General features: G+C 67.3%; 22 protein-coding genes and 3 tRNA genes. 6 read left to right on the top strand and 19 right to left on the bottom strand.

The annotated features are described in order from the left end of the window. Positions 1–31: 31 nt before the first annotated feature. Positions 32–631 (bottom strand): hypothetical protein, encoded by a 600-nt coding sequence (locus tag ASE02_RS11275; protein WP_056734189.1) that lies wholly within the window; start codon positions 629–631, stop codon positions 32–34. Between the two features lie 75 nt (positions 632–706). Here ASE02_RS11275 and recG point away from each other — a divergent pair, with 75 nt between their 5' ends. After that, complete coding sequence (recG, locus tag ASE02_RS11270; protein WP_056734187.1) at positions 707–2,782, top strand: ATP-dependent DNA helicase RecG; 2,076 nt, start codon at positions 707–709, stop codon at positions 2,780–2,782. A 136-nt stretch (positions 2,783–2,918) separates the two neighbouring features. On the opposite strand, the gene ASE02_RS11265 is transcribed toward recG, so the two are convergent. From ASE02_RS11265 to kdsA, 6 genes are all read right to left on the bottom strand, one after another. Next, positions 2,919–3,914 carry an NADP-dependent oxidoreductase gene (locus ASE02_RS11265; protein WP_056734185.1) on the bottom strand — a complete coding sequence of 332 codons (996 nt, stop codon included), beginning with the start codon at positions 3,912–3,914 and terminating at the stop codon, positions 2,919–2,921. A 68-nt stretch (positions 3,915–3,982) separates the two neighbouring features. Next, entirely contained in the window at positions 3,983–5,239 is a 1,257-nt protein-coding gene (locus ASE02_RS11260; RefSeq protein ID WP_056734183.1) for an NAD(P)/FAD-dependent oxidoreductase, read from the bottom strand. Positions 5,240–5,263: 24 nt separating this feature from the next. After that, complete coding sequence (locus ASE02_RS11255; protein ID WP_056734181.1) at positions 5,264–6,391, bottom strand: DUF3089 domain-containing protein; 1,128 nt, start codon at positions 6,389–6,391, stop codon at positions 5,264–5,266. Between the two features lie 13 nt (positions 6,392–6,404). Next, on the bottom strand, positions 6,405–7,403 hold the full coding sequence (rfaD, locus tag ASE02_RS11250) for an ADP-glyceromanno-heptose 6-epimerase (RefSeq protein WP_056734179.1): 999 nt from the start codon (positions 7,401–7,403) through the stop codon (positions 6,405–6,407). Further along, a complete protein-coding gene (rfaE2, locus tag ASE02_RS11245) occupies positions 7,400–8,854 on the bottom strand; it encodes a D-glycero-beta-D-manno-heptose 1-phosphate adenylyltransferase (RefSeq protein ID WP_056734177.1) in 1,455 nt (484 codons plus the stop codon). The genes rfaD and rfaE2 overlap by 4 nt, the downstream gene beginning before the upstream one ends. A 20-nt stretch (positions 8,855–8,874) precedes the next feature. Further along, complete coding sequence (kdsA, locus tag ASE02_RS11240) at positions 8,875–9,720, bottom strand: 3-deoxy-8-phosphooctulonate synthase (protein WP_056734175.1); 846 nt, start codon at positions 9,718–9,720, stop codon at positions 8,875–8,877. Between the two features lie 308 nt (positions 9,721–10,028). Between kdsA and ASE02_RS11235 the strand changes: the two genes are divergently transcribed. From ASE02_RS11235 to sseA, 3 genes are read left to right on the top strand one after another with little or no spacing between them, the layout of a single operon-like run. Further along, the gene (locus tag ASE02_RS11235; RefSeq protein WP_235536668.1) at positions 10,029–11,171 is read left to right on the top strand and encodes a cyclopropane-fatty-acyl-phospholipid synthase family protein; all 1,143 of its coding nucleotides are present in this window, start codon (positions 10,029–10,031) and stop codon (positions 11,169–11,171) included. 43 nt (positions 11,172–11,214) lie between these two features. Beyond that, positions 11,215–12,213 carry a cysteine synthase A gene (locus ASE02_RS11230; RefSeq protein WP_056734172.1) on the top strand — a complete coding sequence of 333 codons (999 nt, stop codon included), beginning with the start codon at positions 11,215–11,217 and terminating at the stop codon, positions 12,211–12,213. A 2-nt stretch (positions 12,214–12,215) separates the two neighbouring features. Beyond that, positions 12,216–13,055 (top strand): 3-mercaptopyruvate sulfurtransferase, encoded by an 840-nt coding sequence (sseA, locus tag ASE02_RS11225; RefSeq protein WP_200957663.1) that lies wholly within the window; start codon positions 12,216–12,218, stop codon positions 13,053–13,055. Here sseA and ASE02_RS11220 read toward each other — a convergent pair. Beyond that, the gene (locus tag ASE02_RS11220) at positions 13,052–14,116 is read right to left on the bottom strand and encodes an amino acid ABC transporter substrate-binding protein (protein ID WP_082602013.1); all 1,065 of its coding nucleotides are present in this window, start codon (positions 14,114–14,116) and stop codon (positions 13,052–13,054) included. The genes sseA and ASE02_RS11220 overlap by 4 nt on opposite strands. 139 nt (positions 14,117–14,255) lie before the next feature. On the opposite strand from ASE02_RS11220, the gene metC reads away from it, so the two are divergent. Together metC and ASE02_RS11210 are read left to right on the top strand one after the other, a co-directional pair. Continuing rightward, the gene (gene metC, locus ASE02_RS11215) at positions 14,256–15,419 is read left to right on the top strand and encodes a cystathionine beta-lyase (protein WP_056734169.1); all 1,164 of its coding nucleotides are present in this window, start codon (positions 14,256–14,258) and stop codon (positions 15,417–15,419) included. A 104-nt stretch (positions 15,420–15,523) separates the two neighbouring features. Next, positions 15,524–16,285, top strand: coding sequence for an SRPBCC domain-containing protein (locus ASE02_RS11210; RefSeq protein WP_056734167.1), 762 nt, complete (start codon positions 15,524–15,526; stop codon positions 16,283–16,285). 17 nt (positions 16,286–16,302) lie between these two features. Here ASE02_RS11210 and ASE02_RS11205 read toward each other — a convergent pair. From ASE02_RS11205 to ASE02_RS11155, 11 genes are all read right to left on the bottom strand, one after another. Continuing rightward, a tRNA-Arg gene (locus tag ASE02_RS11205) sits at positions 16,303–16,379 on the bottom strand. 6 nt (positions 16,380–16,385) lie between these two features. Next, positions 16,386–16,691 (bottom strand): ETC complex I subunit, encoded by a 306-nt coding sequence (locus tag ASE02_RS11200; RefSeq protein WP_056734165.1) that lies wholly within the window; start codon positions 16,689–16,691, stop codon positions 16,386–16,388. 30 nt (positions 16,692–16,721) lie between these two features. Further along, positions 16,722–16,798 (bottom strand) — tRNA-Pro (locus ASE02_RS11195). Positions 16,799–16,870: 72 nt separating this feature from the next. Next, positions 16,871–17,299, bottom strand: a complete 429-nt coding sequence (locus ASE02_RS11190) for a PaaI family thioesterase (RefSeq protein WP_056734163.1) — start codon at positions 17,297–17,299, stop codon at positions 16,871–16,873. Then, positions 17,292–17,867: a DUF192 domain-containing protein gene (locus ASE02_RS22970; protein ID WP_156406015.1), complete on the bottom strand. Its 576-nt coding sequence runs from the start codon at positions 17,865–17,867 to the stop codon at positions 17,292–17,294. The genes ASE02_RS11190 and ASE02_RS22970 overlap by 8 nt, the downstream gene beginning before the upstream one ends. A gap of 24 nt (positions 17,868–17,891) precedes the next feature. Further along, positions 17,892–18,503 carry a cold-shock protein gene (locus ASE02_RS11180; protein WP_056734161.1) on the bottom strand — a complete coding sequence of 204 codons (612 nt, stop codon included), beginning with the start codon at positions 18,501–18,503 and terminating at the stop codon, positions 17,892–17,894. Between the two features lie 152 nt (positions 18,504–18,655). Beyond that, positions 18,656–18,730: transfer RNA gene (locus tag ASE02_RS11175), tRNA-Glu, on the bottom strand. A 142-nt stretch (positions 18,731–18,872) separates the two neighbouring features. Then, positions 18,873–20,672 (bottom strand): single-stranded-DNA-specific exonuclease RecJ, encoded by a 1,800-nt coding sequence (gene recJ / locus ASE02_RS11170; RefSeq protein ID WP_056734160.1) that lies wholly within the window; start codon positions 20,670–20,672, stop codon positions 18,873–18,875. 120 nt (positions 20,673–20,792) lie between these two features. After that, a complete protein-coding gene (gene glpX / locus ASE02_RS11165) occupies positions 20,793–21,746 on the bottom strand; it encodes a class II fructose-bisphosphatase (RefSeq protein WP_056734159.1) in 954 nt (317 codons plus the stop codon). A gap of 44 nt (positions 21,747–21,790) precedes the next feature. Then, on the bottom strand, positions 21,791–23,080 hold the full coding sequence (locus ASE02_RS11160; protein ID WP_056734158.1) for a homoserine dehydrogenase: 1,290 nt from the start codon (positions 23,078–23,080) through the stop codon (positions 21,791–21,793). After that, a complete protein-coding gene (locus ASE02_RS11155) occupies positions 23,077–24,297 on the bottom strand; it encodes an LL-diaminopimelate aminotransferase (RefSeq protein ID WP_056734890.1) in 1,221 nt (406 codons plus the stop codon). The genes ASE02_RS11160 and ASE02_RS11155 overlap by 4 nt, the downstream gene beginning before the upstream one ends. Between the last annotated feature and the right edge of the window lie 64 nt (positions 24,298–24,361).

Here is a 24,361-nt window from a genome sequence, read left to right as displayed (position 1 = left end):
AGGCCCCCCCGTCGTCCCACGCCAGGGGCGATCAGCCCCAATCGCCTCCCCGCCAGGTGAAAGCCACGTCCTTGAACGGCGTGTCCCCGACCTGCAGCGCGCCGGTCGCGACCGTCACGCCGTCCTTGCCCTTGGTCGCCTTTGATTTTTTCAACGCCGCGGGGTCGATCTTCACGTCCATCCGCACATCGCCGAGCTTGGGATGCTTGCCCACCAGCCGCACCCGATCGTCGGTGACGGCGTAGGCCGCGGGCAGCACTTTCAACTTCACCGAATAGGTCACATTGCCCAGCGCGTTCTTACGGGCCGGACTGGTGATGTCGACGAATTCGAGCATGACCGGACCATAGGTCTTGGTCCGGTCTCCCCGTTCCCAGTCGCCAAAGCCCTGTTGCCCGGCGATGTGCAGGTTATCGAGCCTGTAGTCGCCCACCTTCACCTCGGCGGCCGGCAGGTAATAGCCGAACTGATCGTCGCCCTTGGGCTTGGCGAAACCGGTGAAGCTGGGGTCGATCGCCACCGCCGGCGGCAGCGCCGGGGCCGCCGCGGCCTCGCTCTTGGCCGTCTCGGCAGATTGACCGCAACCGGCCAGCAGAACGACGGCGACCGTCGCGATGAGCGCGCTACGCATGGTAGATTCCCCCCTGTTTGAAAGAAGATCATCACGGGCGCCGCACCCTGTCCATGGTCGCGCTATGTTCGCGCCATGCGGCCTGAGATTCTATTCCCGCTTTACGCGCCCATCACCTCGCTCAAGGGGGTCGGCGTTCGCGTGGCTCCCTTGCTGGAAAAACTGGCTGGCCCCGTCGTCCGCGACGTCCTGTTCCTTCGCCCTCACTCGGTGATCCAGCGGACCCACGCCACGGTGAACACCGCCATCGAGGGCGCGACCCAGATCTTCGAAGTCCAGATCGACGCCTTCAAGAAGCCGCGCAGCCCGCAGCAGCCCTGGCGCGTGGAGACCTATGACGGCACCGGCGTCCTCACCCTGGTCTTCTTTGGCGGGTTCGGTGGACAGCTCGAGCAGAAGCACCCGCTGGGCGCCAAGCGGCTGGTCAGCGGCAAGGTCGAGCGCTTCGGCCTGAACCTGCAGATCGCCCATCCGGACTATTTCCTGCCTCCGGAACGGGCCGACGAGATCGCCCTCTTCGAGGCGGTCTATCCAGCCACGGCGGGCCTCCCCGCCCGCACGGTCCGCAAGTTTGCGTTGGAGGCTCTGGAACGCGCGCCCGAACTGCCCGAGTGGCAGGACGCCGCCTGGTTGGCGCGCGAACAGCTCCCGACCTGGCGCGAGGCCCTGGTCCGGCTCCACGCTCCGGCCGGCGAAATCGACCTGGCCCCGCAGACGCCGCACATTCGCCGCCTGGCCTATGACGAACTCCTCGCCCATCAGTTGGCCATGGCCCAACGCAAGGCCGACCGCCGCCGCGAGCCGGCCGCCAAGCTCGTTCCCGCCGAGATTTCCGCCAAGATCAGGGCTGACCTCCCCTTCTCCCTGACCGGAGCCCAGGAGCGCGCCCTCGCCGACATTCGCAATGACTTCGCCGCCGGCGAGCGGATGAGCCGGCTGATCCAGGGCGATGTCGGCTCCGGCAAGACCGTGGTGGCCATGCTGGCCATGGCCGATGTCGCGGGCGGCGGGGGCCAGAGCGCGCTGATGGCCCCGACCGAGATCCTGGCCCGCCAGCACTTCGAGACCCTCTCCGGTCCGCTCTCCGACCACGGGATCAGCGCTGTCCTGCTCACTGGCCGAGACAAGGGCCTGGCCCGCGCCGAAAAGCTGCGCGCCCTGGCCTCCGGCGCCGTCCAGGTCGCGGTCGGCACCCACGCCCTTTTCCAGGACGATGTGAATTTCCAACGCCTGCAACTGGCCGTCGTCGATGAGCAGCACCGCTTCGGCGTGGCTGAGCGTCAGCGGCTCCAGGCCAAGGGCGAAGCTGTCCACCTGATCGCCATGTCCGCCACCCCGATCCCGCGGACCTTGGAACTGACCGTCTACGGCGATCTCGACGTCTCGCGCATCGACGAGAAGCCACCGGGCCGCACGCCGGTCGCCACCCGCGCCGTCCCCATGAGCCGGGTCGAGGAGGTCGAGGCCCGGCTGCGCGATGTGATCGCCAACGGCGCCCAGGCCTTCTGGATCTGCCCGCTGGTTTCCGAATCCGAATTGATCGACCTGAAGGCCGCCGAGAAGCGCGCCGCCGAGCTGCGCCAGAAAATCGGTCCTGGCGTCGGCCTGGTGCACGGCAAGATGAGCGGCCCGGAGAAGGATGCGGTCATGGCCGACTTCGCCGACGGCAAGATCAGCCTGCTGGTGGCGACCACGGTCGTCGAGGTCGGGGTCAATGTCCCCAATGCGACCATCATGGTGATCGAACAGGCCGAACGCTTCGGCCTGGCCCAGCTTCACCAACTTCGCGGCCGGGTCGGGCGCGGTTCGCGCGAAAGCGCCTGCGTCCTGCTCTATGATCCGCCGCTGTCGGAGACCGCCCAGAAGCGGCTCGACATCCTGCGGCGCACCGATGACGGGTTCCAGATCGCCGAGGTCGACCTCGAACTGCGTGGCGGCGGCGATGCGCTGGGCCTGCGACAGTCGGGTTTCCCCGCCTATGTCTTCGCCGATCCCATCGCCCACCGCGACCTGATCGCCACGGCCGGCGACGATGCTCGCATGATCGTGGATCGTGATCCCGAGCTCACCTCCGAGCGCGGCAAGGCCTTGCGGGTGTTGCAGGAACTCTTCGACTGGCGCCCGAGCTCGCCGCTGAGGGACGCGGGTTAGCACTATTGATGCTCGTCATCCTCCGGTCGTCTGAAAGACAATCCGGGGGACCCAGACGGGCTCACCACATTCTGCGAAGTCAGCTTGGGTCCCCCGGATCAGCCTTCGGCTGATCGGAGGATGACGAGCGGGAAGATCAGCTAACCTTCACCATACGCTTGCCGCGGTTCTCCCCCGCCAGCAGGCCGACCAGGGCCGACGGCGCGTTCTCAAGTCCGTCGATGACATCCTCCAACACCTCCAGCTTGCCGGTCTCGACCCAGCTCTCCAGGTCGGACAGCGCGGCCTCACGCTGAGCGTTGAAGTCGGAGACGATGAAGCCCCGCACGTTCAGGCGCTTGGTGACGATCAGGCCGGGAATGCCACGCGGACCGTGCGGCGGCGCGCTGCCGTCGTATTGCGAGACCGCCCCGCAGCAGGCGATCCGGCCGAAATTGTTCATGTTGAACAGCGCCGCCTCGAAGACGTCGCCGCCCACATTGTCGAAATAGACGTCGATCCCCTTCGGACATGCCGCCCGTAAGGCGCGCCGAACGTCACCGGCCTTGTAGTCGACGGCCTCATCGAACCCGAGTTCGTCCTTCAGCCAGGCGCACTTCTCGGCGCCGCCGGCGATCCCGACCACCTTGCAGCCGCGGATCTTGGCGATCTGCCCGACCAGGGAGCCGACCGAGCCGGCCGCCGCCGAAACCACGACCGTCTCCCCGGCTTTTGGCTGGCCGCATTCCAGCAGGCCGAAATAGGCGGTCAGCCCGGCCACGCCATAAACGCTGAGCAGGTGCGTCATCGGCTTCAGGTCCGGCAGCTTGGAGAGCCCCTCGCCCGCCAGCACCGCATAGTCCTGCCAGCCGGTGTCAGCGAACACGAAGTCGCCCTTGGCCAGGCCCGGCGCCTTGCTCTCCACCACCTCGGCCAGCGATCCGCCGGCCATGACATCGCCTGCCGCCAGGGCCGCGCGATAGGTCGCGCCCTGCATCCAGGCCCGGTTGGCGGCGTCCAGCGAGATGTAGCGGGTCCGAAGCAGCACCTCCCCATCGCCAGGTGTCGGCGTCGCCGTCTCGGTCAGGCGGAAGTGGTCCGGCGACAGTTTGCCCTGGGGAAGTTGCTCGAGGACGATCTGGCGATTGGTCATGGCGTTATCTCCCTGGGGCGCTCTGGGCCGGCACGATGGCCCTTGGCGGCGGCGCAGGTCAATCGAACCTAGCCGATGATCAACCGCACGTGCCGCTGGCGGGTGAGCCAACTCCAGGACCAGTCGAGCGCGACGGCGATCCGGTTACGCAGGCCGATCAGGAAGTAGATGTGCGCCAGGCCCCAGAAGACCCAGCCGAGCCAGCCGGTGAGATGGAACCCGTCGAACCGCACGACGGCGGCGCTACGGCCAATGGTGGCGAGGTCGCCGGCATGGCGGTAGCGGAACGCGCCCGGCCCGGGACGCCCGCTAATGCGAGCCGCGATCACGCCAGCCGCATGCCGGCCCGCTTGCTTGGCGGCTGGGGCGATGCCGGGCACGGACGCGCCCGCGGGTCCCTTCGTCGACGCGGCGTCGCCGACCACGAAGACATTGGGGTGACCTTCCAGCGAGAGATCGTCCTGCACCACGGATCGACCCGCCCGGTCATGAGGGCCGGTGAGGCCTGCCGCCAACGGCGAGGCGGCCACGCCGGCCGCCCAGATGACTGTGCTGGACGCCAGATGGCGTTCGCCGAGTTCGACGCCGTCCGCGCTACACCCCGTGACGGCGGTCTCGGTCATGACGCTCACGCCCAGCCGCCGCAGAACCCGCGCCGCATAGGCGGCCAACGGCTCGGGAAAGGCCGCCAGGATGCGGGGACCAGCCTCGACCAGCATCACCTTGGCCTCACGCGGATCGACGTTGCGGAAGTCGCGGGCCAGGGCGTCGCGGGCGAGTTCGGCGACCGCGCCGGCCATCTCCACCCCGGTCGGCCCGCCGCCGACGATAACGAAGGTGAGCAGCGCCTCGCGCTCGGCGAGCGGCGCGTTCTCCGCCCTCTCGAACGCGCCCAGCACCCGCCGACGGATCGCTGTCGCGTCCTCAATGCTCTTCAGGCCCGGCGCGCTTTCCGACCATTCCGGGTGGCCGAAATAGGAGTGATCGGCGCCGGTGGCGACCACCAGATAGTCAAACGCCTGGTCGCCGACCGTGGTCTGGACGCAGCGCCGATCAAGATCGACCCCGGTCGCTTCGGCCAGCAGGACCCGCGCGTTCGGCTGCCCCCGCAACAGATGCCTGATCGGCCAGGCGATCTCTGATGGCGACAAGGCCGCGGTCGCGACTTGATAGAGCAGCGGCTGAAACAGGTGATAGTTGCGACGATCCAGCAGGGTGATGTCGACCGGCGCCTTGGCCAGTTCGCGCGCCGCGGCCAGACCGCCAAAGCCGCCGCCGATGATGACGACCTGAGGACGATGAGCGGGGGCCGACGATTGGTTCACGCGAAAACCCCCTGCACGAGCACGCTAGTTCTGCATTCCATCGGATCGCTGGACTTCCAGCGCAGCCACCCGGGCCTTCGCATCGGCCTCCAGATCGCCGTAGAACAGGTTGTAGGCCGGTGACTTGCGGCGATCGGTCCACGATCCCGACGGCTTCAGCGAGGTCGATTTCGGCCGCGACACGCGCAGCACGCCCTTCTCGCAGCGCGCCGAGATCTGCCGGCTCAAGAAGGCCGGCCGCGCGCCCCATTCCAGGCCCGTGGCGTTGGCCGCGCCCAGGCTGAGACGCGCCGGAGCCTCGGCGTTGCTCGCCGCGCCCAGCAACGGATTGAAGCACATGGGAACCCGGCCCTGGAGGTTCACCAGCTGGCCGCCTTCGCCCCAAACCAACGAGCGATCCAAGATCGCCTGGGCCCGCTCGGGCTCGCCCTCGAACACCGAGGCCCAGGCCGCGACACATCCAGGCTGCCCCGGACCAAGGCACGGGGGCAGCGGCGGCGAGTTGGCAGGGATCACCGTCTGAACCAGATAGGCTGCGGCGATCCGCGCCTTCAGTTCCGGATGAGCCGCGACTTCCTCCGCCAGCAGCCGCGCCGCCAGGGTCCCGCCCTGCTCTACGCCGACAACCACGAAGGGCCGATCCTGGTTGTAGTGCTCGACATAGTACCGGAAGGCCGCCGCCACGTCGGAATAGGCGAAGCGGCGCGCCTCCTTGGCGTCGTCCCGCAGGGTCATCAGCGTGTAGAGGCTGGCCTGCCGATAGCGCGGCGCGAAGATCCGGCCGACCCGAACGAACGGCCCGGCATAGTTCGGCGCCATCACCTCCCGAAACAGCCGGTCGGCCTTGGGATCATCGATCGGCGCGTTCCAGTGACGGCCGCCGTCAAAGGTGGTCGGCCCGACGAAGAACACATCGGCCGGCGGATCCCTGGGCGTCGGGCTCCCCGCATTGGCCGGCAGCAAGGCCCAGGCGGCCTTGGTCGCATAGTCCGGCGCCGGCGGCGGGTCGTAGGTCTGGAACGGTTCCTTGGGATCGAGCCGGGTCCGCAGGATATCGTCGCGCCAGACGAAAGCCGCCGCGGCCACCAGCAAGGCCAGCAGCACAACTCCAGCGGCGATCAGGCGCCGAAATCCCCTGGGACGATCCGCCATGACCGCCCTGGCCCTACCGGTACGGGTCGGGCTGAGAGAGGTAACGCTTCACGTAATCGCCGACACCCTCTTCCAGCCCGGTCATCGGCTGGTTGTAGCCGGCGGCCTGCAGGCGTTCCATGTGGGCCTGGGTGAAGTACTGGTACTTGTCGCGAATGGCCGGCGGCATCGGCGTGTACTCGATCTCGGCAGGCCGATCGACGGCGGCGAAGACGGCCTTGGCCATGTCCTCGAAGGTCCGCGCCGTGCCCGAGCCGAGATTGTAGATCCCGCTGACCTGCTCGTTCTTGGCCAGCCAGCCGACCACGTCGGCGACATCGCGCACATAGACGAAGTCGCGGGTCTGGCCGCCGTCCGGGACGCCCTCGCGATAGGACTTGAAGAGCTGCACCGCATGGCCGTCGCGCACCTTCGGCCAGATCTGCGAGGCCACCGACTTCATCGAGTGCTTATGTTCCTCGTTCGGCCCGTAGACATTGAAGAATTTCAGCCCCGCCCATTGCGGCGGCGCGTAATCCCGAGCCGCCTGGCGGGCCGCGAACAGGTCGAACAGCGCCTTGGACCAGCCGTAGGTGTTCAGCGGCCGGAGCGCGGCCAGCGAATCCACGTCGTCCTGGTCCCGGAAGTCGACGGCGTCGCCATACGTCGCCGCCGAGGAGGCGTAGACGAACCGGCGTTGATGGTCGGCGCACCAACGGAACAGGTCGCGGCTGAGGGTGAAGTTCGCATGGACGATCTTGTCGGCGTCCGGCTCCGTGGTGGAGGACACCGCGCCCATATGGACGACCAGCTCGACGTCGCGCCAACGCTTCTCAAGCCATTCGAACATCGATTCCGGGGCCACGAAGTCGCCGATCGGGTGTTTGGCGATGTTGCGCCATTTGCCGAGCTCGGCCTCGTGCAGCCAGTCGCAGACGACGACGTCCAGCGACGGGTCCTCGGCCAGCTTGGCGACGATGTTGGAGCCGATGAACCCGGCCCCGCCTGTGACGAAGATGATCCGGCGGGTCATGCTTTCTCCTGCATCCGTGCGATGGCGGCCGTGGTCGAATAGCCGTCGACGATCTGCGCCAGCCTAACCTCTCCGCCGTAGGACTTCACGAAATCCCCGCCGACCACTTCGCTTTCGGCATAGTCCGCGCCCTTGATCAGGACGTCAGGCCGCGCCGCCTCGATCAGCTTCATCGGGGTGTCCTCGTCGAACGGCGCGACGAGGTCCACCGAGCCCAGCCCGGCCAACACCACGGCGCGGCCCTCCAGGTCGTTGACTGGACGCCCCTCGCCCTTCAGTTCGCGCACCGACCGGTCGGAATTGACCCCGACGATCAGCCGGTCGCACCAGGCCCGCGCCTGGGTCAGATAGGCGACATGACCCTTATGCAGAATGTCGAAGCAGCCGTTGGTGAAGCCGACCTTCAGCCCCTTGGCCCGCCAGCGGGCGATTTCGTCGGCCATCCGTTGCGGCGTGACGATCTTGGCCTCCGCCGGCGCCATGTGGGCGCTGATCGAGGCCTCGATCATCTCTTCCGGCGTCACCACGGCGGTGCCGGCCTTGCCCACCGCCACGCCTGAGGCCAGCATGGCGAAGGCGATGGCGTCGGCGATCTCGACCTTGGCCGCCAGGGCCAGGCCCAGCGCCGCCAGCGTGGTGTCGCCCGCGCCCGAGGCGTCGAACACCTCGCGCGGAACGCCCGGGAAGTGCCGCACGGCTTGCCCGCGCACCGCCAGCGAAATCCCCTTCGCCGCCCGCGTCACCAAGATCGCCTTGGCTTCACAAAGGGTCAGAGCGTGAATGAGCGCCGCCTCGATCTCAATGTCCGTCGAGGTCGGCATGTCGGTGGCGTGGGCCAGTTCGGCCGCGTTCGGCTTGACGATGTCGACCTGCCCATAGCGCGCGAAGCTGCGCGCCTTGGAGTCGACGATCATCACCGCGCCCGAGGCCCGGCAGGCCTCGATGACGCCGGCCGTAACCACGCCCTTGCCGTAGTCGGACAACAGCACAACGCCGACATCGCGCGCCACGTCGCGGACGGTGCGGATCAGCCGCTGCTCCACATCCCCGCTGGCCGGGCCGCTGGTTTCCATGTCGACGCGCAGCAGTTGCTGACCGCCGGAAACGAACCGCGTCTTCAAGGTGGTCGGCCGCCCGGCATCGGTGACCACGAAGCCTTCAACGCCCACCTCGGCCTTGATTAGGCGCAGGGCTTCGACGCCCTCGGCGTCGCCGCCGATCATGCCGACCAGGCAGACCTCACCGCCAAGGGCCGCGGCGTTGCGCGCCACGTTGCCGACCGCGCCCAGCATCACCAGCTCGCGCTTGCGGGCCAGGACCGGGATCGGCGCCTCGGGCGAGACGCGGGTGACGTCGCCATAGACGAAGCGGTCGACCATCAGGTCGCCGACACAGGCGATACGAGCCCCCGGGAGGGCGGAGAGAATCTGCTGAAGGGCCGACAGGTCCATGATTTCAGAGACTACGCCGATTATCGCACGGCCGCATGGACGGCCTTCAAGGTCGCCAGCAGATCACGCGCGCCGTCCAGCGGCAGGCAGCTCGGGCCGTCGCAGAGCGCCTTGTCCGGATCGTGGTGGAACTCCAGGAACACACCGTCCGCGCCCGAGGCCACGGCCGCCTTGGCGATGATCGCCACGCCCTCGCGTCGCCCGCCCGTCGAGGCCCCGCCCGTTCGCGGATCTGCGCCAGGAAGCTGCACGGCGTGGGTGGCGTCGATGGTCACCGGCGCGCCGAGCTTCTTCATCTCCTGAATGCCCAGCATGTCGACCACGAGATTGTTGTAGCCGAACGAGTTGCCGCGCTCGCAGAGGATCACTCCCACGTCGGCGGCTTCCTTGATCTTCGAGAGGATGTTCTGGCAGTCCCAAGGCGCCAGGAACTGGCCCTTCTTCACATGCAGCAGCCCGCCGGCCGCCGCCGTGGCCTTGGCGGTGGCCACGACCAGGTCGGTCTGGCGGCACAGGAAGGCGGGGATCTGGACGATGTCGGCGACAGCGGCCACCGGCTCGGCCTGGCTGACTTCATGCAGGTCGGTGGCGATCGGCACATTCAACTGCGCCTTCACCTCGGCGAGGATCTTGAGGCCCTCGGTCAGGCCCGGCCCGCGGAAGCTCTTGATCGAAGAGCGGTTGGCCTTGTCGAAGCTCGCCTTGAACACATAGGGCAGGCCCAGCTCGGAGGTCACCGCCTTCAGATGGCGGCCGGTCTCCAGCGCCAGATCCAAGTCCTCGATCACGTTCAGCCCCGCGATCACGACCAGCGGTTGGCCGTCGCCGATGGAGATATTCCAGCGATTGAGCGTCAGTACGGTCATGACATTCCCGAGCTTTTTCCGTCGGCGGTCTAGCGCCGTAAGGGCCTAAGTGGCGCGCGTCTGCGTGGTTCACAAGCGCGAAAACGCCCCAGAACACATCCGCCTGACCAGCGGAACCGTAGGGCGAGGGTTGGAGTTGATTCGCCTCAATCCCAAATGCAGTGTTAGCTTGAAGAAAATCGAGGGTTGCGACCATGAGCTTGGCGCATGAACCATCGTTGAGAGCGCTCGCCGCCTCGCCCAGAGCTTTCGGCAGGCTCCCCGAACTCGCGGGAGCTCCGGCGGCGTTTCGCTTCGCGGCCAGGCTGATGGCGCTGAACTGGCGGGTCGGGGGCCTCACCTTCGTCACGCCCTCACGCCGCGAACTCAAGATCAAGGGCGCCGAGCCTGGGGTCGAGGCCCGGATCATCATTCACGACTTCCGCTTCATGCGGCGAGTGCTGGCCGCTGGCGACATCGGGTTCGCAGAGGGCTACATGGCCGGCGAATGGGAAACGCCGGACCTCGCGGCGGTGCTCAGCGCGGTGAGCCTCAACTTCGACCGCCTGGCCAGGGTGGTGCTTGGCAATCCGCTGGTGCGCGCCGCCAACTTCGTCGGCCACACCCTGCACGCCAACACCCGCGAAGGATCGCGCAAGAACATCCACGCCCACTACGATCTCGGCAACGCCTTCTATTCGCGCTGGCTCGACCGGACGATGACCTACTCCTCGGCCCGCTACGAACGCTCCGGTCAGGCGCTGGATCAGGCCCAGACCAACAAGTACCGGATGCTGGCGCTGGGCATGGGGCTTGGCCCAGATCAGAGCGTGCTGGAGATCGGCTGCGGCTGGGGCGGATTCGCCGAATATGCGGCCAAGGAAGTTGGGGCCAAGGTCACCGGCATCACCATTTCCAAGGAGCAGTTCGACTTCGCCCGCAAGCGGATGTTCGAGCAGGGCCTGACTGAGCGGGCCGACATCCGCATGATCGACTATCGCGACGTCGAAGGCAGCTTCGACCGGGTCGCCTCTATCGAGATGTTCGAGGCGGTCGGCGAACGCTACTGGCCGACCTATTTCGGCAAGATTCGCGACGTCCTGGCCCCCGGCGGCCGCGCCGGTTTGCAGATCATCACCATTCGCGACGAGATCTTCGACGCCTATCGCCGCCGCGCCGACTTCATCCAGAAGTACATCTTCCCGGGCGGGATGCTGCCGTCCGAAGAGCGCCTAAAACCGATCACCGATCGGGCCGGCCTGCATTGGACCGGTCTCAGCCGGTTCGGTGAGGACTATGCCGACACCCTGGCCGAATGGGGCCGGCGGTTTGAGGGCGCCTGGGACGAGATCGCTCAGCTTGGCTTCGACGAGCGGTTCCGCAAACTCTGGCGGTTCTATCTCAGCTATTGCGAGGCAGGGTTCCGCACCGGCCGCACCAATGTCGTGCAGCTAAGCCTCTCCAAGGCTTGATGACCCCTGTTCTTGGCGGCCTTGGCCGCTTAAGTAGACGGCCATGACCGTCGCTCAGAGCGTCCTCGACGCCATCGGAAACACGCCCCTGATCCGCCTGCGCCGCGCAAGCGAGGCCACGGGTTGCGAAATTCTCGGCAAGGCCGAGTTCATGAACCCCGGCCAGTCCGTGAAGGACCGCGCGGCGCTCTACATCATTCGCGATGCGGAAAAACGCGGTCTGCTGCGGCCTGGCGGGCGGATCGTCGAAGGCACGGCGGGCAACACCGGCATCGGCCTGGCCATGGTCGCCGCCGCGTCCGGCTATCGCACCACGATCGTCATCCCGCGCACCCAGAGCCAGGAGAAGAAGGACGCCATTCGGCTGCTCGGCGCCGAGCTGGTCGAGGTGGACGCCGTCCCCTACTCCAACCCCGACAACTATGTCCGCTATTCCGGCCGCCTGGCCGAGGAACTGAACGCCAAGGAACCGGCCGGCGCGGTCTGGGCCAACCAGTTCGACAATGTCGCCAACCGCCAGGCCCACGTGGAGACGACGGGGCCGGAAATCTGGGAACAGACCGGCGGCAAGGTCGACGGATTCATCTCAGCCGTGGGCTCGGGCGGCACCCTGGCCGGCGTGGCCGAGGCTCTGCGCGCGCGGAAGTCCGACATCCAGATCGGCCTGGCCGATCCGCACGGCGCCTCGCTCTATTCCTGGTACGCCGACGGCGAGTTGCGGTCGGAAGGCAATTCGATCAGCGAGGGCATCGGCCAGGGCCGGATCACCGCCAATCTCGAAGGCCTGAACATCGACCGCCCGTATCGCATCGATGACCACGAGATGCTGAACGTCATCTACGACATGGTCGAGCACGAAGGCCTGGTGATGGGCGGTTCCACCGGCATCAATGTCGCCGGCGCCATCCGCATGGCCAAGGACATGGGCCCCGGCCACACCATCGTGACCATCTTGTGCGACCAGGGCTCACGCTATCAGAGCAAGATCTTCAATCCCGAGTTCCTGAAGGAACGCGGCTTCCCAATTCCGAAGTGGCTGTAGGCATGGATCCCGTCGTCTCCACCGCGTGGCTGGCCGACCGCTTGCGGGCGCCGGATGTCCGCGTCGTCGATGGAACTTGGTTCATGCCCGCCGAGAGGCGTTCCGGTCGCGACGAATATCTGCAGGCCCACATTCCGGGCGCGGTGTTCTTCGATATCGACGCCATCGCCGACCGCGCAACCGACCTGCCGCACATGCTGCCCTCGCCCGAGGTCTTCGCCCAAGAGGCCGGAGCGCTGGGCCTGCCGCGAGAAGCCGACATCGTGGTCTATGACACCCATGGGATCCGCTCAGCGGCGCGCGTCTGGTGGACGCTGCGGGCCATGGGTTATCCGAAGGTCTACGTGCTGGACGGCGGCCTGAAGAAATGGCTCGCCGAAGGCCGGCCGGTCGAAGCTGGTGAGATCTTCCCGCGCGCCGCGGCGCTCGAACCCATCCTTGACCCCGCCCTGGTGCGCAATGTCGACGACGTGCGCGCCCTGCTGGTTTCCGGCGAGGCCCGAGTGGTTGACGCTCGCTCGGCGACACGCTTCACCGGCGAAACCCCCGAACCCCGCGCCGGCCTGCGCTCGGGCCATATGCCGGGCGCGGCCAATGTGCCGTGGGAGCAGGTCATCGCCGTCGATGGTACGCTGAAACCGGCCGATGAGCTCAAGGCGGTCTTCAAGGCCGCGGGCGTCGATCTCGGCAAGCCTATCGTCACCAGCTGCGGATCGGGCGTCACCGCCTCGGTCCTGGCCTTGGCCCTGGCGCGGATCGGTCTCGACCGGACCCCGGTCTATGACGGGTCCTGGACCGAATGGGGCGGGCTGACCGACACCCCGGTCGTCATCGGCGCCTAGCGCACCGGCGGGGCGTACATCAGGCCAGGTTCCACCGCGCTCCAAAGGGCGTTGTGTCCCCGCGCCAGCTTGAGCGACGAGCCCTGCCCCAGATTGCGCTCGAAAATCTCATCATAGGATCCGACCTGGACGATGACCTGATAGGCCCAGTCAGGCTTCAGCCCCAGGATCGGCCCCAGATTGTCCTGGGCGCCCAGCAGCCGTCGCACCCTGGGATCGGTCGAGGTCTTGAGCTGGTCCGGCGCGGACTTCGAATCCACCCCTAGCTCCTCGGCCAGGATCGTGGCGTAGACGGTCCACCGGACGATATCGGTCCAGGCGGGATCGTCCTGCCGCACCACGGGCCCCAGCGGCTCCTTCGAGATCACCGTCGGCAGGATCACGTGGGCGTTAGGCGTGTTCATCAGCGAACGCGCCGAGGCCAGCGCCGCCATGTCGGCGGTGAAGACGTCGCATTCCTCGGCCTGGTAGCGCGCTCGCGCCTCGGCCCCGTTGTTCACCACCACGGCCTGGTACTTCAGGCCACGCGCCTGGAAATAGTCGGCCAGGTTCGTCTCGCTGGCGGTGCCCTTCTGGACGCAGATTCGCGCGCCGTTCAGTTCGTCGGCCGAGGCGAGCGACAGCGTCTTAGGCGCCAGGAAGCCTTGGCCGTCGTAGTAGGTGACAGCCGCGAAATCAACGCCCTCGCCCGCGTCGCGTGACAGGGTCCAGGAGGTGTTGCGCGACAGGATATCGATCTTGCCGCCCCTCAGGGCCGTGAAGCGCTCTGGGGCCGTGACCGTCGTGAACCGCACCGCCTTGGCGTCGCCCAGCACCGCGGCGGCCACCGCGCGGCAGACATCGATGTCAAAGCCCCGCCAGGCGCCGCGGTCGTCGGAGTAGGCGAACCCGGCCAGTCCAGGATTGACGCCGCAGGACAGCCATCCCCGCGCCTTGATCGCCGCCAAGGTAGGGCTGGGCTTGGGTTTGTAGGCGCCCGGCGCGGGGGCGGCGATGGGCGCTGCGGCCGGCGGTGGCGCGGGCGCCTCCTCCTTGGCTTTGCTGCAGCCGGTAAGGACCATCGCGGCGACCAGAGCGATCCATGGGCCTGGCCGAGAAATACTGCGCCGGGAGATTGGTCGCCCTCCTTGATTGCTTAGCGGCCAAGGCCCTAAGTGACGCCTGATTTTGGCTCCAGTTCGTTCCGGCCCGTCAACCCGCATGTCAGAAGAAACCCGTCTTATCCGCGCCGGCGCTACGTCAGGCGATCTCGTCAAGACGGTCGGACCTCCGATCCAGCGGGGATCGACAGTGCTGCTGCCCTGCGCCGAGGCGCTGTACGACGACGACGCCTATCTGACCTACGGCCGCGCCGGGCTAGCCGCGCATGACGCGCTGAAGGCGGCGCTGGGCGAGATGGAGCGCGCCGCCGGCGTCAACCTCTATCCGTCCGGGCTCGCGGCCCTGACCGGCGCCATGCTGGCGGTGCTGAAAGCCGGCGACGAGGTGTTGGTCGTCGACAACATCTACAAGCCGACCCGCCGCTTCTGCGACCAGGTGCTGGCGCGCTACGGCGTCGCGGTCCGCTATTTCGATCCGCGCCAGTCCCCAGAAGACCTCGTCGGCTCGGCCACCGCCGCCACCCGGCTGATCGTCATGGAGTCGCCCGGCTCGCTGACCTTCGAACTGCAGGACCTCGCCGCTATCGCCCGGCTGGCCAAGGCGCGCGGCATCCTCACCCTGGCCGACAACACCTGGGGCGCCGGCTATCTCTTCAAGCCCCTGACCCAGGGGATCGATATCAGCGTCCAGGCCCTGACCAAGTATGTCGGCGGTCACTCGGACGTCTTCATGGGCTCTGCGGCCGCCAGCGACCTGGCCCTGGTCCGCCAGCTTGAGGACGGAGTGCACAATCTCGGTTGGGCGGTCGCCGCCGAGGACGCCTACCAGATGCTGCGCGGCCTGCGCACCCTGCCCACCCGGCTGAAGCGCCAGGGCGAGGCTGGCCTGAAGATCGCCGCCTGGCTGCGCGAGCAGCCCGAGGTGGCGCAGGTCATCCATCCCGCCCTGCCTGGCGCCGCCGACTACGACCTCTGGGCGCGCGACTACAGCGGCGCCTGCGGCCTGTTCGGCTTCGTCCTGAGGCCCGGCTCCGAAGCTTGCGCTAACGCCTTCCTCAACGCCCTTGACCTGTTCGGCCTCGGCTTTTCCTGGGGCGGGTTCGAGAGCCTGGCCATTCTTTGCGACCCGCAGCTCGGCAAGCGCAAGTTCGTGCCCGATCTGGCCGGACCGCTGATGCGCCTGCACGTCGGCCTGGAGAACGAGGACGACCTGATCGCCGACCTGCGCGGCGGCCTGGACGCCTACGCCCGGGCGACGGCCTAGGAACGCGCCACCCGGCTCATGCCTCGAATGGACTTCGGACCGCTGATGTGTCGGAGTTCGGGGGCCTGCTCACGGAATGGGCCAGGCCAGCCAGGGAGGTTTCCTTGAGTCAGTCTGAGCACAAGCCGGTCATCGAGATCACCATCGCGGCTCCTATCGCCACGGTCTGGGAGGCGCTGCGCGACCCGGCCCAGATCCGCCGCTGGTTCGGTTGGGACGCCGACACCCTGGCCGACGAGATCGACTACATCTTCGTCGACCACGTCAGGCCCGATGAGGCCGCCCATATCCTCGCATTCGAGGGCATGCCTGACCGCTTCGAACTGACAGACCTGGGCGGCGGCCGAACCCGCCTGCGCCTGACCCGCCTGGGCGCGACCGGTGACGAGAGCGACTGGGACGGCCCCAACGAGGACATGACCGAGGGCTGGAAGGCCTTCCTGGAGCAACTCCGCTTCGCCATGGAGCATCACCCGGGGGAAGAGCGCCGCACCTTCTATCTCGCCGGCCATCTGGCCGAGGGCGCTGACGCCGACCTGCCTCGCGCGGCGCTCGGCGTCGACGCCCTCGCCGACCTGGTAGAGGACGCCCACTACAGCCTGAAGGTCGGCCCAGGCGACACCCTGGCCGGCAAGGTCTGGCACCGGTCCCGTCGCCAGATCTCCTTCTCCGTCGATGGGTTCGGCGACGGCCTGGTCCTGGTCACCGACTTCAGCGCGCAGAACCGCCCGCCGCATGGCGGCGGCTCGGTCATCGTCACCACCTACGGCCTGGACGACGCGGCGTTCGACGCAGCCCACGGCCGCTGGGCCGCATGGTGGAAGACGAATTTTCCAGAAGAAATAAAAGGCCAGCGCCTGGCCTGAGGGCCCCGGCCCAATCCTGGCGCGCCCAGCAGGACTCGAACCTGCAACCGTCCGCTTAGAAGGCGGATGCTCTATCCGGTTGAGCTATGGGCGCCGCGGACTAATGCGTCCAGGGTTGCTTGCGGCCGAAGGCGAAGTTGTCGGCATAGGCCTTGATGATGCGCTTGGCGGGCTTGGGGTCGGAGATCTGGAACGCGATGCCGTGAGCCTGGGCGTAGGCGACCGCCTCGTCCTTGGTCTCGAAGGCCAGGCGGATCTGTCCGTCCATGTCGGCGGTGAGGGTCCAGCCCATCAGCGGGTCCGAGCGCAGAGCCGAGGCCGGCTCGAATTCCAGCACCCAGTCCTTGGTCTTCGCCTTGCCCGACTGCATGGCGTTCTTGGCTGGACGATAGATGCGCGCGAGCATGCGGACCCCTCAAACAATTCTGACCGGCGTTGGTCGGGGCGAGAGGATTCGAACCTCCGACCCTCTGGTCCCAAACCAGATGCGCTACCAGGCTGCGCTACACCCCGAAAAACGCCGGCGAGGGGGTCCGATATAAGGCTTTGGACTTTATCGCAAACGAACAAACTCGCTTTGGGCGATTAGGCGCGTTTATGCATCAATTTAAAGACCCCGGTGGCCCTCACAACGTCCACGCCGCGGACATGGGCGCGGGCCTCGACGAAGGCGACGTCCTTGGTCACCCGGGTGATCTTGCCCTCGCCCATCACCCAGTCGCCGACCCGCCCCATGTGCAGGAAGTCGATCGACAGGTGGATGGTCACCGCCGTCTGGCGCGTGGCCCGGAACACCGTCGCCCCCATCAGACCGTCGAGGAAGGCGCTGAGCATGCCGCCATGCACCAGTCCCAGGCCGTTGGCGTGGCGCGGGAGGGCGTAGAAGGCCTGCTCGGTCAGTTCTCCCATCTGCGCGCGATGGAAGTATGGGCCGTTATGGCTGGAGAACGCTCCGCGCCCGCTCGATTCAACGAACCCCTCGGGCGGCGGCGGCACGACATCGCGGTCAGTCACGCTTAAAGATCCGATGCTCGATGCGGTCGCCGGGCATCAGGCCGATCTCGGCCGAACGCCCGCCGGCCAGTTCCAGAACGCCCAGGGTCGGCCCGCCGGAAGGAATCGGCGCCTCCGACAGCGGGGTGGTGTTGCGGGCGATCGACAGCACCGTGCCGTCCGCCTTGATGTAGATGATGTCGAGCGGGATCAGCGTGTTGCGCATCCAGAACGCCACCTCGCGCGGCGTGTGGAAGTCGAACAGCATGCCGCGATCAGGCGCCAGCGACTTGCGGAACATCAGGCCCCGCTCGCGCGTGGCGTCGTTGTCGGCGATTTCCACGAAGAACCGGGTGCGTCCGGACGGCGTCACCGCCTCCAGGACCTCAAACCCGGCTGGGGCCTGACCAACCGCCCCTGCCGCGGCCTTGGCCGGCGCGCCAGCCGCCGTTGGCGGGGCCTGGGTCGGCTTGGCCTGAGCGGCCGCCGAGCCGGTCTGGGCGGCCGGCTGCTCGGCGCAGGCCGCCAACAGCGCAAGCGCGACGAATGTCGCGGTCAAGCCGCGTTGCGGCCCCGTCAAACTGGACACCGGAGAACTCCGAGTTGTTAGGTCTTAAGCCAGACCTACAGACTCGATCTCGGCCACGACAAGCCCTTTCGGACCTTCGGCGAACCGCACCATGACGTCGTCGCCAGGCTGCAGGTCCTCGATACCGGATCGTCGCAGGGTTTCGATGTGCACGAAGATGTCGCCGCTCTCCCCGTCGCGGACCACGAAACCGTAGCCCTTGGCGCGGTTGAACCACTTCACCTTGGCCCGTTCCAGCGGACCGCGCGCCGTCAGCGGCCTTCGCGGTTGCCGAGCCTGGAAGCCGCCCTGGTCGTAGCTATCGCGCTCCCGACGGAAACCGCCGCCCTCCTCGTGCCTTCGGCGGTCTGAAGCCGGCGGCGCCGACGTCTCGTCGACCTCCACCACCTCCGATACCTGCCAGCCCTTCGGACGGCGGATCACGTCACAGACGATCACGGCCCCTTCCAGAGCGCTCTCGCGCCCGGAACTCCTCAAACTGGTGACGTGGAGCAATACGTCCTTGAGCCCCGTTTGATTGGGGTCGTCAGGAACGATAAAGCCATACCCCTTGCCGGCGTCGAACCACTTCACCCGCCCGCTGATCCTCACGGATTCTTCGTGTGGACCCACTCCCTCGAATTCGTAACCAGACATATGCCCCTCTGGCCCGGTCCCCCCGATCCTTTCGGACGTAGCCAGCTATAACACTGTTCTCGTTGGGAGAGTGCCGTCAATGGGGCATTTTCCAACTGATGCACGCATCAGTCGTAATTATCGCGCCAACATCGTGTGGGGGAGCCTCGCGGTGGCAGTCCCTAGGGGAGTCGAACCCCTCTCTCCAGGTTGAAAACCTGGCGTCCTAACCGATAGACGAAGGGACCGCGTCCGCGAGAGCGGTGTCTATATTGACGATTCCGCGGGGTGGCAAGCGCCTTGCTCAACCTTTTTCGAAAGTGCCGCAGCAGCCTGTGGACAGTGCCGAAATCGGCGAAAAACCTGGGCCATGCGGCCAGGCGAAAATGCTCAGCCCACCCGGCGCGGGTCGGCGACGTCCTCGATTTCCAACTCGACGCTCTCGCGGCCTTGCCAGTCGTCGGGCTTCAGGCGGCCCGCCACATGGATGGCGCCGCCCTCATTGAGCAGCCGCCGGCCCGCCTCGGTGTCTTCCGCGCGCCAGGCCACAGCCTTCAGACGTCCGCCCGACCCGTCGGTGAGGGTCACGCGGACATGGCCGCCGCGCAGCGCCATCGGCCGCTCGACCCGCGCATTAGCCACGGCGAACATCGGCTCGGGGTTTCCGGGACCGAACGGCGCCAGGGCCTGGAATGATTGATAGAGGCCGCGGTCCGCCCCGCCGGTCGTGATCAGGGCGTCGATGTCGAGACCGTCCTGTTCGGCGGCGGCCTGCGCCTCGTCGGCCAGGCGTTCGTTCAGGAAGGCCCGCAGGTCCGGAATGGTGTCGGGGCGCACCGAGAGGCCAGCGGCCATGGCGTGCCCGCCCCCGGCCAGCAGCAGCCCCTCGTCATAGGCCGCCTGGACGGCTCGCCCCAGGTTCACCCCGGTTTGCGAGCGGCCCGAGCCCTTGCCGATATTGGCCGCCCGATCAATCCCGATGACCAGGGCCGGCTTGCGGTAGCGTTCCTTCAGTCGGCTGGCGACGATCCCGATGACGCCTGGGTGCCAACCGTCGGCGGCGACCATGGTCAGGGCCGCGCCCTCCTGGTTGCTCTCGCGCTCGACGACACGGATCGCCTCTTCCAGGATCTCGCGCTCGACTTCCTTGCGTGAGGCGTTCAGGCCATCCAGCTCGGCGGCCAGCATCGCGGCCTCTTCCGGATCGTCGGTCGAGAGCAGACGTGCGCCGAGGTCCGAACGCCCGATCCGCCCGCCGGCGTTGATGCGCGGCCCCAGGATGAAGCCGGCATGGAAGACGCCGGCCGGACCCGAACCCTTGGCGACCTCCAGCAAGGCCTTCAGGCCTGGATTGCGCCAGGCCGACATCACCTTCAGCCCCTGGGTCGTCAGGGCGCGGTTGAAACCGACCAGCTGGGTGACGTCGCAGATCGCGCCCATCGCCGCCAGGTCCAGCCATTGGCGCAGGTCGGGCTCGGGGCGGTCCTCGAACAGGCCGCGACCGCGCGCCTCGCGGTTGAGGGCGGCCATCAGCACGAAAACGACGCCCGCGGCGGCCAGAACCCCCTGCCCCGAGCCGCAGCCCGGCCGGTTCGGGTTCACCAGGGCCGCGACCTCCGGGATCTCGTCGCGCATCAGGTGGTGGTCGATCACCACGACGTCGAGACCAATCTCCTTGGCGCAGGCCAAGGCCTCATAGGCCGCCGCGCCGCAATCGACCGTGATCACCAGCTCGACGCCGGATTCGCGGATCCGCCGGAAGGCGGCGGGTGAAGGGCCATAACCCTCGGTCAGGCGGTCGGGAACATAGATGGGCAATTCCTTGCCCTGGGTGCGGAACCAACGGACCAACTGGGCCGCGCTGGAGGCCCCGTCGACATCGTAATCGGCGAAGACCGTCATCGGACGGTCGGCGATCAGGCCGTCGATCAGGATCTTGGCGGCCAGATCCATGTCGACGAAACTCGACGGATCGGGAAACAGCGCCTTGAGGGTCGGGTTGAGGTAGTCGACCCCGCCCTCGGCGGTCACGCCGCGCGAGGCCAGGGCGCGGGCCAGCGGCTCGCTGAGGCCAAGGCCGAGCTGGTGACGGCGCACCACCTCGGCGTCAGCAGGACGTTCACGCCACAGTCGCCCGCTCAGCGAGCGCTCGACGCCTAGATATCCCAAGGAGGCGGTTCCATCGGCCATCGGTCGAGCCTAGTCGGAGTCGGAACCGCCACGAAGGATACTCCCGAGCGCGATAGCTGAAAGTGGACGCCGGTTTCGGCGACCATCGCGCTCCAATCAAAAATCTAGAGCCCCCTGGCTCTAGACCGGACGCTTCATCCGCACTTCGCGCACGGTGCGGGTGGCCGAGTTCATCACCAGGGTGTGGGTATGAACAAAGCCGTCGTCGTACTGCACGCCGTCCAACAGGGCGCCGTTGGTCACGCCGGTGGCCGCGAAGATCGCGTCGGCGCGGACCATCTCGTGCAGGTCGTACTTCTTGTCGAAGTCGGTGATGCCGACGCGGGCCGCCCGGGCCTTCTCATCGGCGTTACGGAACACCAGACGGCCCTGGAATTGGCCGCCGACGCACTTCAGCGCCGCGCAGGCCAGCACGCCCTCGGGCGCTCCGCCCTGGCCGACATAGAGATCGACGCCGGTCGAGGGATCGGCGGTGTTCATCACCCCGGCCACGTCGCCGTCGGTGATCAGATAGACCCGCGCGCCGACCGAACGGACGCTGGCGATGAGATCGGCGTGACGCGGACGGTCCAGGATGCAGACCGTGATCTCCGAGGGCTCGACGCCCTTGGCCTCGGCCAGCGCCTGCACGTTTTCCGCAGGCGACTTGTCGAGATCGATCACGCCGGCCGGATAGCCCGGCCCGCAAGCGATCTTGTCCATATAGGTGTCCGGCGCGTTCAACAGGGTGCCCTTCGGCGCCCAAGCCATGACGGCCAGCGCGTTGGCCATGGCCTTCGCGGTCAGCGTCGTGCCTTCCAGCGGGTCGAGGGCGATGTCGATCGCCGGACCTTTGCCGCTGCCGACCTTTTCGCCGATGTAGAGCATGGGCGCTTCATCGCGCTCGCCCTCGCCGATGACGATCTCGCCGTCGATGTCGAGGTCGTTCAGCGCCGTGCGCATCGCGTCCACGGCGGCTTGGTCGGCCGCCTTCTCGTCACCACGTCCAACCAGCTTCCAAGCAGCGATGGCGGCGATTTCCGTCACCCGGACCGCTTCCAGAACCAGGCCGCGATCCAGATTTTCCGAACTCATAAGTCTCTCCCGGCGCCTCCAGGGCGCGTTTTATCGTTGGGCTCTTATATGCGCGCGATACGCAAGAGGCGCGGTCTATCCAGTACTGAAGGCAGATTTGCGATGCGATCGATCGCCGCCGTGAGCACCGACTCCGCAACTGCATGCGTCGTAAGCACAATCGGTACGCCGTCGGCGTTCTCGACGGGCTTCTGAAGGAAGCTCTCGATGGAGACGCCGGCCTCGGCCAAGGTCTCCGACACCGCCGCGATCACACCCGGCTCGTCCTTCACCAGGAAGCGCAGATAGGCCCGGCTCATGCTCTTGGCCGGATCGATCGGGGTGAACGGCTTCAGCGTGGCGGCGGGAGCCTGGAAGACCGGGCGCGCCGCGCCGGTCATCACGTCGGCGATGTCGGCGGCCACGGCCGCGGCGGTCGGCGCAGCGCCGGCGCCTGGGCCCTGCAGATAGATGCGGCCGATCCGCGTGCCCTCGATGAAGAGCGCGTTCAAGGCCCCGCCGGCCTGGGCCAGCGGATGATTCTGGGCCACCAACGTCGGGTGCACCCGCACCAGCACGCCGTCGTCCGACCGGTTGGCCGAAGCGATGAGCTTGATCTTGTAGCCCAGGTCCTTGGCGAGCTGGATGTCCAGCAGCGCCACCTGGTCGATGCCCTCGATCTCGGCGGCGGCGTAGTTCGGCGCGCAGCCGAAGGCCAGCGCCGCCAGGATCGAGATCTTGTGCGCGGCGTCGAACCCGCCGACGTCCATGGTCGGGTCGGCCTCGGCGTAGCCGAGGCGCTGAGCCTCGGCCAGCACGTCGGCGAAGGCCCGGCCGCCGGAGTCCATTTCCGACAGGATGTAGTTGCAGGTGCCGTTGAGAATGCCCGCGACGGACTTGATCTCGTCGCCGACCATCGCCTCGCGCATCATCTTGACGGCGGGAGTGCCGCCCATGACGGCGGCCTCGAACAGCAGCGGAACGCCCTTGGCCTCGGCCAGCGCGGCCAGCTCGGCCCCGTGCTCGGCGATCAGCGCCTTGTTGGCGGTGACGACAGGCTTGCCGGCGTTCAGCGCGGCCTCGACCGCGGCCTTGGCCGGACCGTCGGAGCCGCCGATCAGTTCGACGAAGATGTTGTTGTCCGGCGAGGCGGCCAGCGCCACCGGATCATCAAACCAGGGCAGATTCGAGATGTCGAAGGCGCGCGGACGCGAACGCGAACGCGCCGAAACGCCGGTCACGACGGCGCGGCCGCCGGCCGGAGCGAAATCCGGGTGGTCGGAAAGGAAGTTCAGCAGTCCGCCGCCGACCGTACCGAGGCCCGCGACGCCGACCCGCCATTCAGTTTTACTCATTGCACCGCCAAGGTGTTGTGGGCTCGGCCGAGGATTTCGTCGGCATTGGCCAGAAATTTCTTCACGTTGCGCGCGGCCTGACGGATGCGGTGCTCGTTCTCCACGAGCCCGATACGCACATACCCCTCGCCATATTCGCCAAAGGCCACGCCCGGGGCCACAGCCACGCCCGCTTCCTCGATCAGCAGCTTGGAAAACAGCATCGAGCCGGCTTCCTTGAACTGTTCCGGCAGCGGCGCCCAGGCGAACATCGAGGCGGACGGCGCGGGAATGTCCCAGCCGGCGCGCTTCATCGACGACACCAGGGTGTCTCGGCGCGATTTGTACATCGCGCGGATCTCATCGACACAATCCTGCGGACCGTTCAGCGCCGCGGCCGCCGCGACCTGGATCGGCGTATAGGCGCCATAGTCGAGATACGACTTCACCCGCGCCAGCGCCGCGCACATGCGCGCGTTGCCGACCACCATGCCCACGCGCCAACCGGCCATGGCGTAGGTCTTCGAGAGCGAGTTGACCTCGACGGCGATGTCCTTGGCCCCGTCGACCTGCAGGATCGAGGGCGGCGGATTGTCGTCGAAATAGATCTCGGAATAGGCGATGTCCGACAGCACCAGCATGTCGTGCTTCTTCGCCAGCGCGACCGCGTCCTTGTAGAAGTCGAGATCGACCCACTGGGCCGTCGGGTTCGACGGATAGGACAGGATCAACACCGACGGCGGCGGCGCCGAGTGCTTCACCGCTCGGCTGATGCCGGCCAGATACTCTTCAGGCGAAGGCGCCGGCACGTGACGGATCACCCCGCCGGCCATGATGAAACCGTAGGCGTGGATCGGATAGGCCGGGTTCGGGCAGATGATCACGTCGCCCGGCGCGGTCAGCGCCTGGGCGAGGTTGGCGAAGCCCTCCTTCGACCCCAGGGTGGCGATCACCTCGGTGTCGGGGTTCAAGGTCACGCCGAAGCGTTTCTCATAGTAGCCGGCCATAGCCTTGCGCAGGCCGACGATGCCCTTGGAAGCTGAATAGCGCCCGGCCTTCGGGTCGCGGGCGGTCTCGACCAGTTTGTCGACGATGTGCTTGGGCGTCGGCATGTCCGGATTGCCCATGCCGAAGTCGATGATGTCCACGCCCTCGGCGCGAAGCCGCGCCTTGATGCGGTTCACCTCCTCGAAGACGTACGGCGGGAGGCGGCGGATACGGTGGAATTCGGGAGTCATTTTGAGCTCGTACCGCGGACCCTGCGGCGATTGGGAGCTGAAGTCGCGCATGGATAGCCCCCGT

The organism is Phenylobacterium sp. Root700 (assembly GCF_001429025.1).
In the GTDB taxonomy this organism is placed as follows: domain Bacteria; phylum Pseudomonadota; class Alphaproteobacteria; order Caulobacterales; family Caulobacteraceae; genus Phenylobacterium.
The sequence above is the reverse complement of the archived record's forward strand: the minus strand, read 5'-3'. Positions and strand labels throughout refer to the sequence as shown.

Excerpts from the sequence above, each read along its gene's own strand:
- ASE02_RS11275 (WP_056734189.1), bottom strand. The coding sequence starts at position 631 with ATGCGTAGCGCGCTCATCGCGACGGTCGCCGTCGTTCTGCTGGCCGGT.
- recG (WP_056734187.1), top strand. The coding sequence starts at position 707 with ATGCGGCCTGAGATTCTATTCCCGCTTTACGCGCCCATCACCTCGCTC.
- ASE02_RS11265 (WP_056734185.1), bottom strand. The coding sequence starts at position 3,914 with ATGACCAATCGCCAGATCGTCCTCGAGCAACTTCCCCAGGGCAAACTG.
- ASE02_RS11255 (WP_056734181.1), bottom strand. The coding sequence starts at position 6,391 with ATGGCGGATCGTCCCAGGGGATTTCGGCGCCTGATCGCCGCTGGAGTT.
- rfaD (WP_056734179.1), bottom strand. The coding sequence starts at position 7,403 with ATGACCCGCCGGATCATCTTCGTCACAGGCGGGGCCGGGTTCATCGGC.
- rfaE2 (WP_056734177.1), bottom strand. The coding sequence starts at position 8,854 with ATGGACCTGTCGGCCCTTCAGCAGATTCTCTCCGCCCTCCCGGGGGCT.
- kdsA (WP_056734175.1), bottom strand. The coding sequence starts at position 9,720 with ATGACCGTACTGACGCTCAATCGCTGGAATATCTCCATCGGCGACGGC.
- ASE02_RS11235 (WP_235536668.1), top strand. The coding sequence starts at position 10,029 with ATGGCGCTGAACTGGCGGGTCGGGGGCCTCACCTTCGTCACGCCCTCA.
- ASE02_RS11230 (WP_056734172.1), top strand. The coding sequence starts at position 11,215 with ATGACCGTCGCTCAGAGCGTCCTCGACGCCATCGGAAACACGCCCCTG.
- sseA (WP_200957663.1), top strand. The coding sequence starts at position 12,216 with ATGGATCCCGTCGTCTCCACCGCGTGGCTGGCCGACCGCTTGCGGGCG.
- ASE02_RS11220 (WP_082602013.1), bottom strand. The coding sequence starts at position 14,116 with ATGGTCCTTACCGGCTGCAGCAAAGCCAAGGAGGAGGCGCCCGCGCCA.
- metC (WP_056734169.1), top strand. The coding sequence starts at position 14,256 with ATGTCAGAAGAAACCCGTCTTATCCGCGCCGGCGCTACGTCAGGCGAT.
- ASE02_RS11200 (WP_056734165.1), bottom strand. The coding sequence starts at position 16,691 with ATGCTCGCGCGCATCTATCGTCCAGCCAAGAACGCCATGCAGTCGGGC.
- ASE02_RS11180 (WP_056734161.1), bottom strand. The coding sequence starts at position 18,503 with ATGTCTGGTTACGAATTCGAGGGAGTGGGTCCACACGAAGAATCCGTG.
- recJ (WP_056734160.1), bottom strand. The coding sequence starts at position 20,672 with ATGGCCGATGGAACCGCCTCCTTGGGATATCTAGGCGTCGAGCGCTCG.
- glpX (WP_056734159.1), bottom strand. The coding sequence starts at position 21,746 with ATGAGTTCGGAAAATCTGGATCGCGGCCTGGTTCTGGAAGCGGTCCGG.
- ASE02_RS11160 (WP_056734158.1), bottom strand. The coding sequence starts at position 23,080 with ATGAGTAAAACTGAATGGCGGGTCGGCGTCGCGGGCCTCGGTACGGTC.
- ASE02_RS11155 (WP_056734890.1), bottom strand. The coding sequence starts at position 24,297 with ATGACTCCCGAATTCCACCGTATCCGCCGCCTCCCGCCGTACGTCTTC.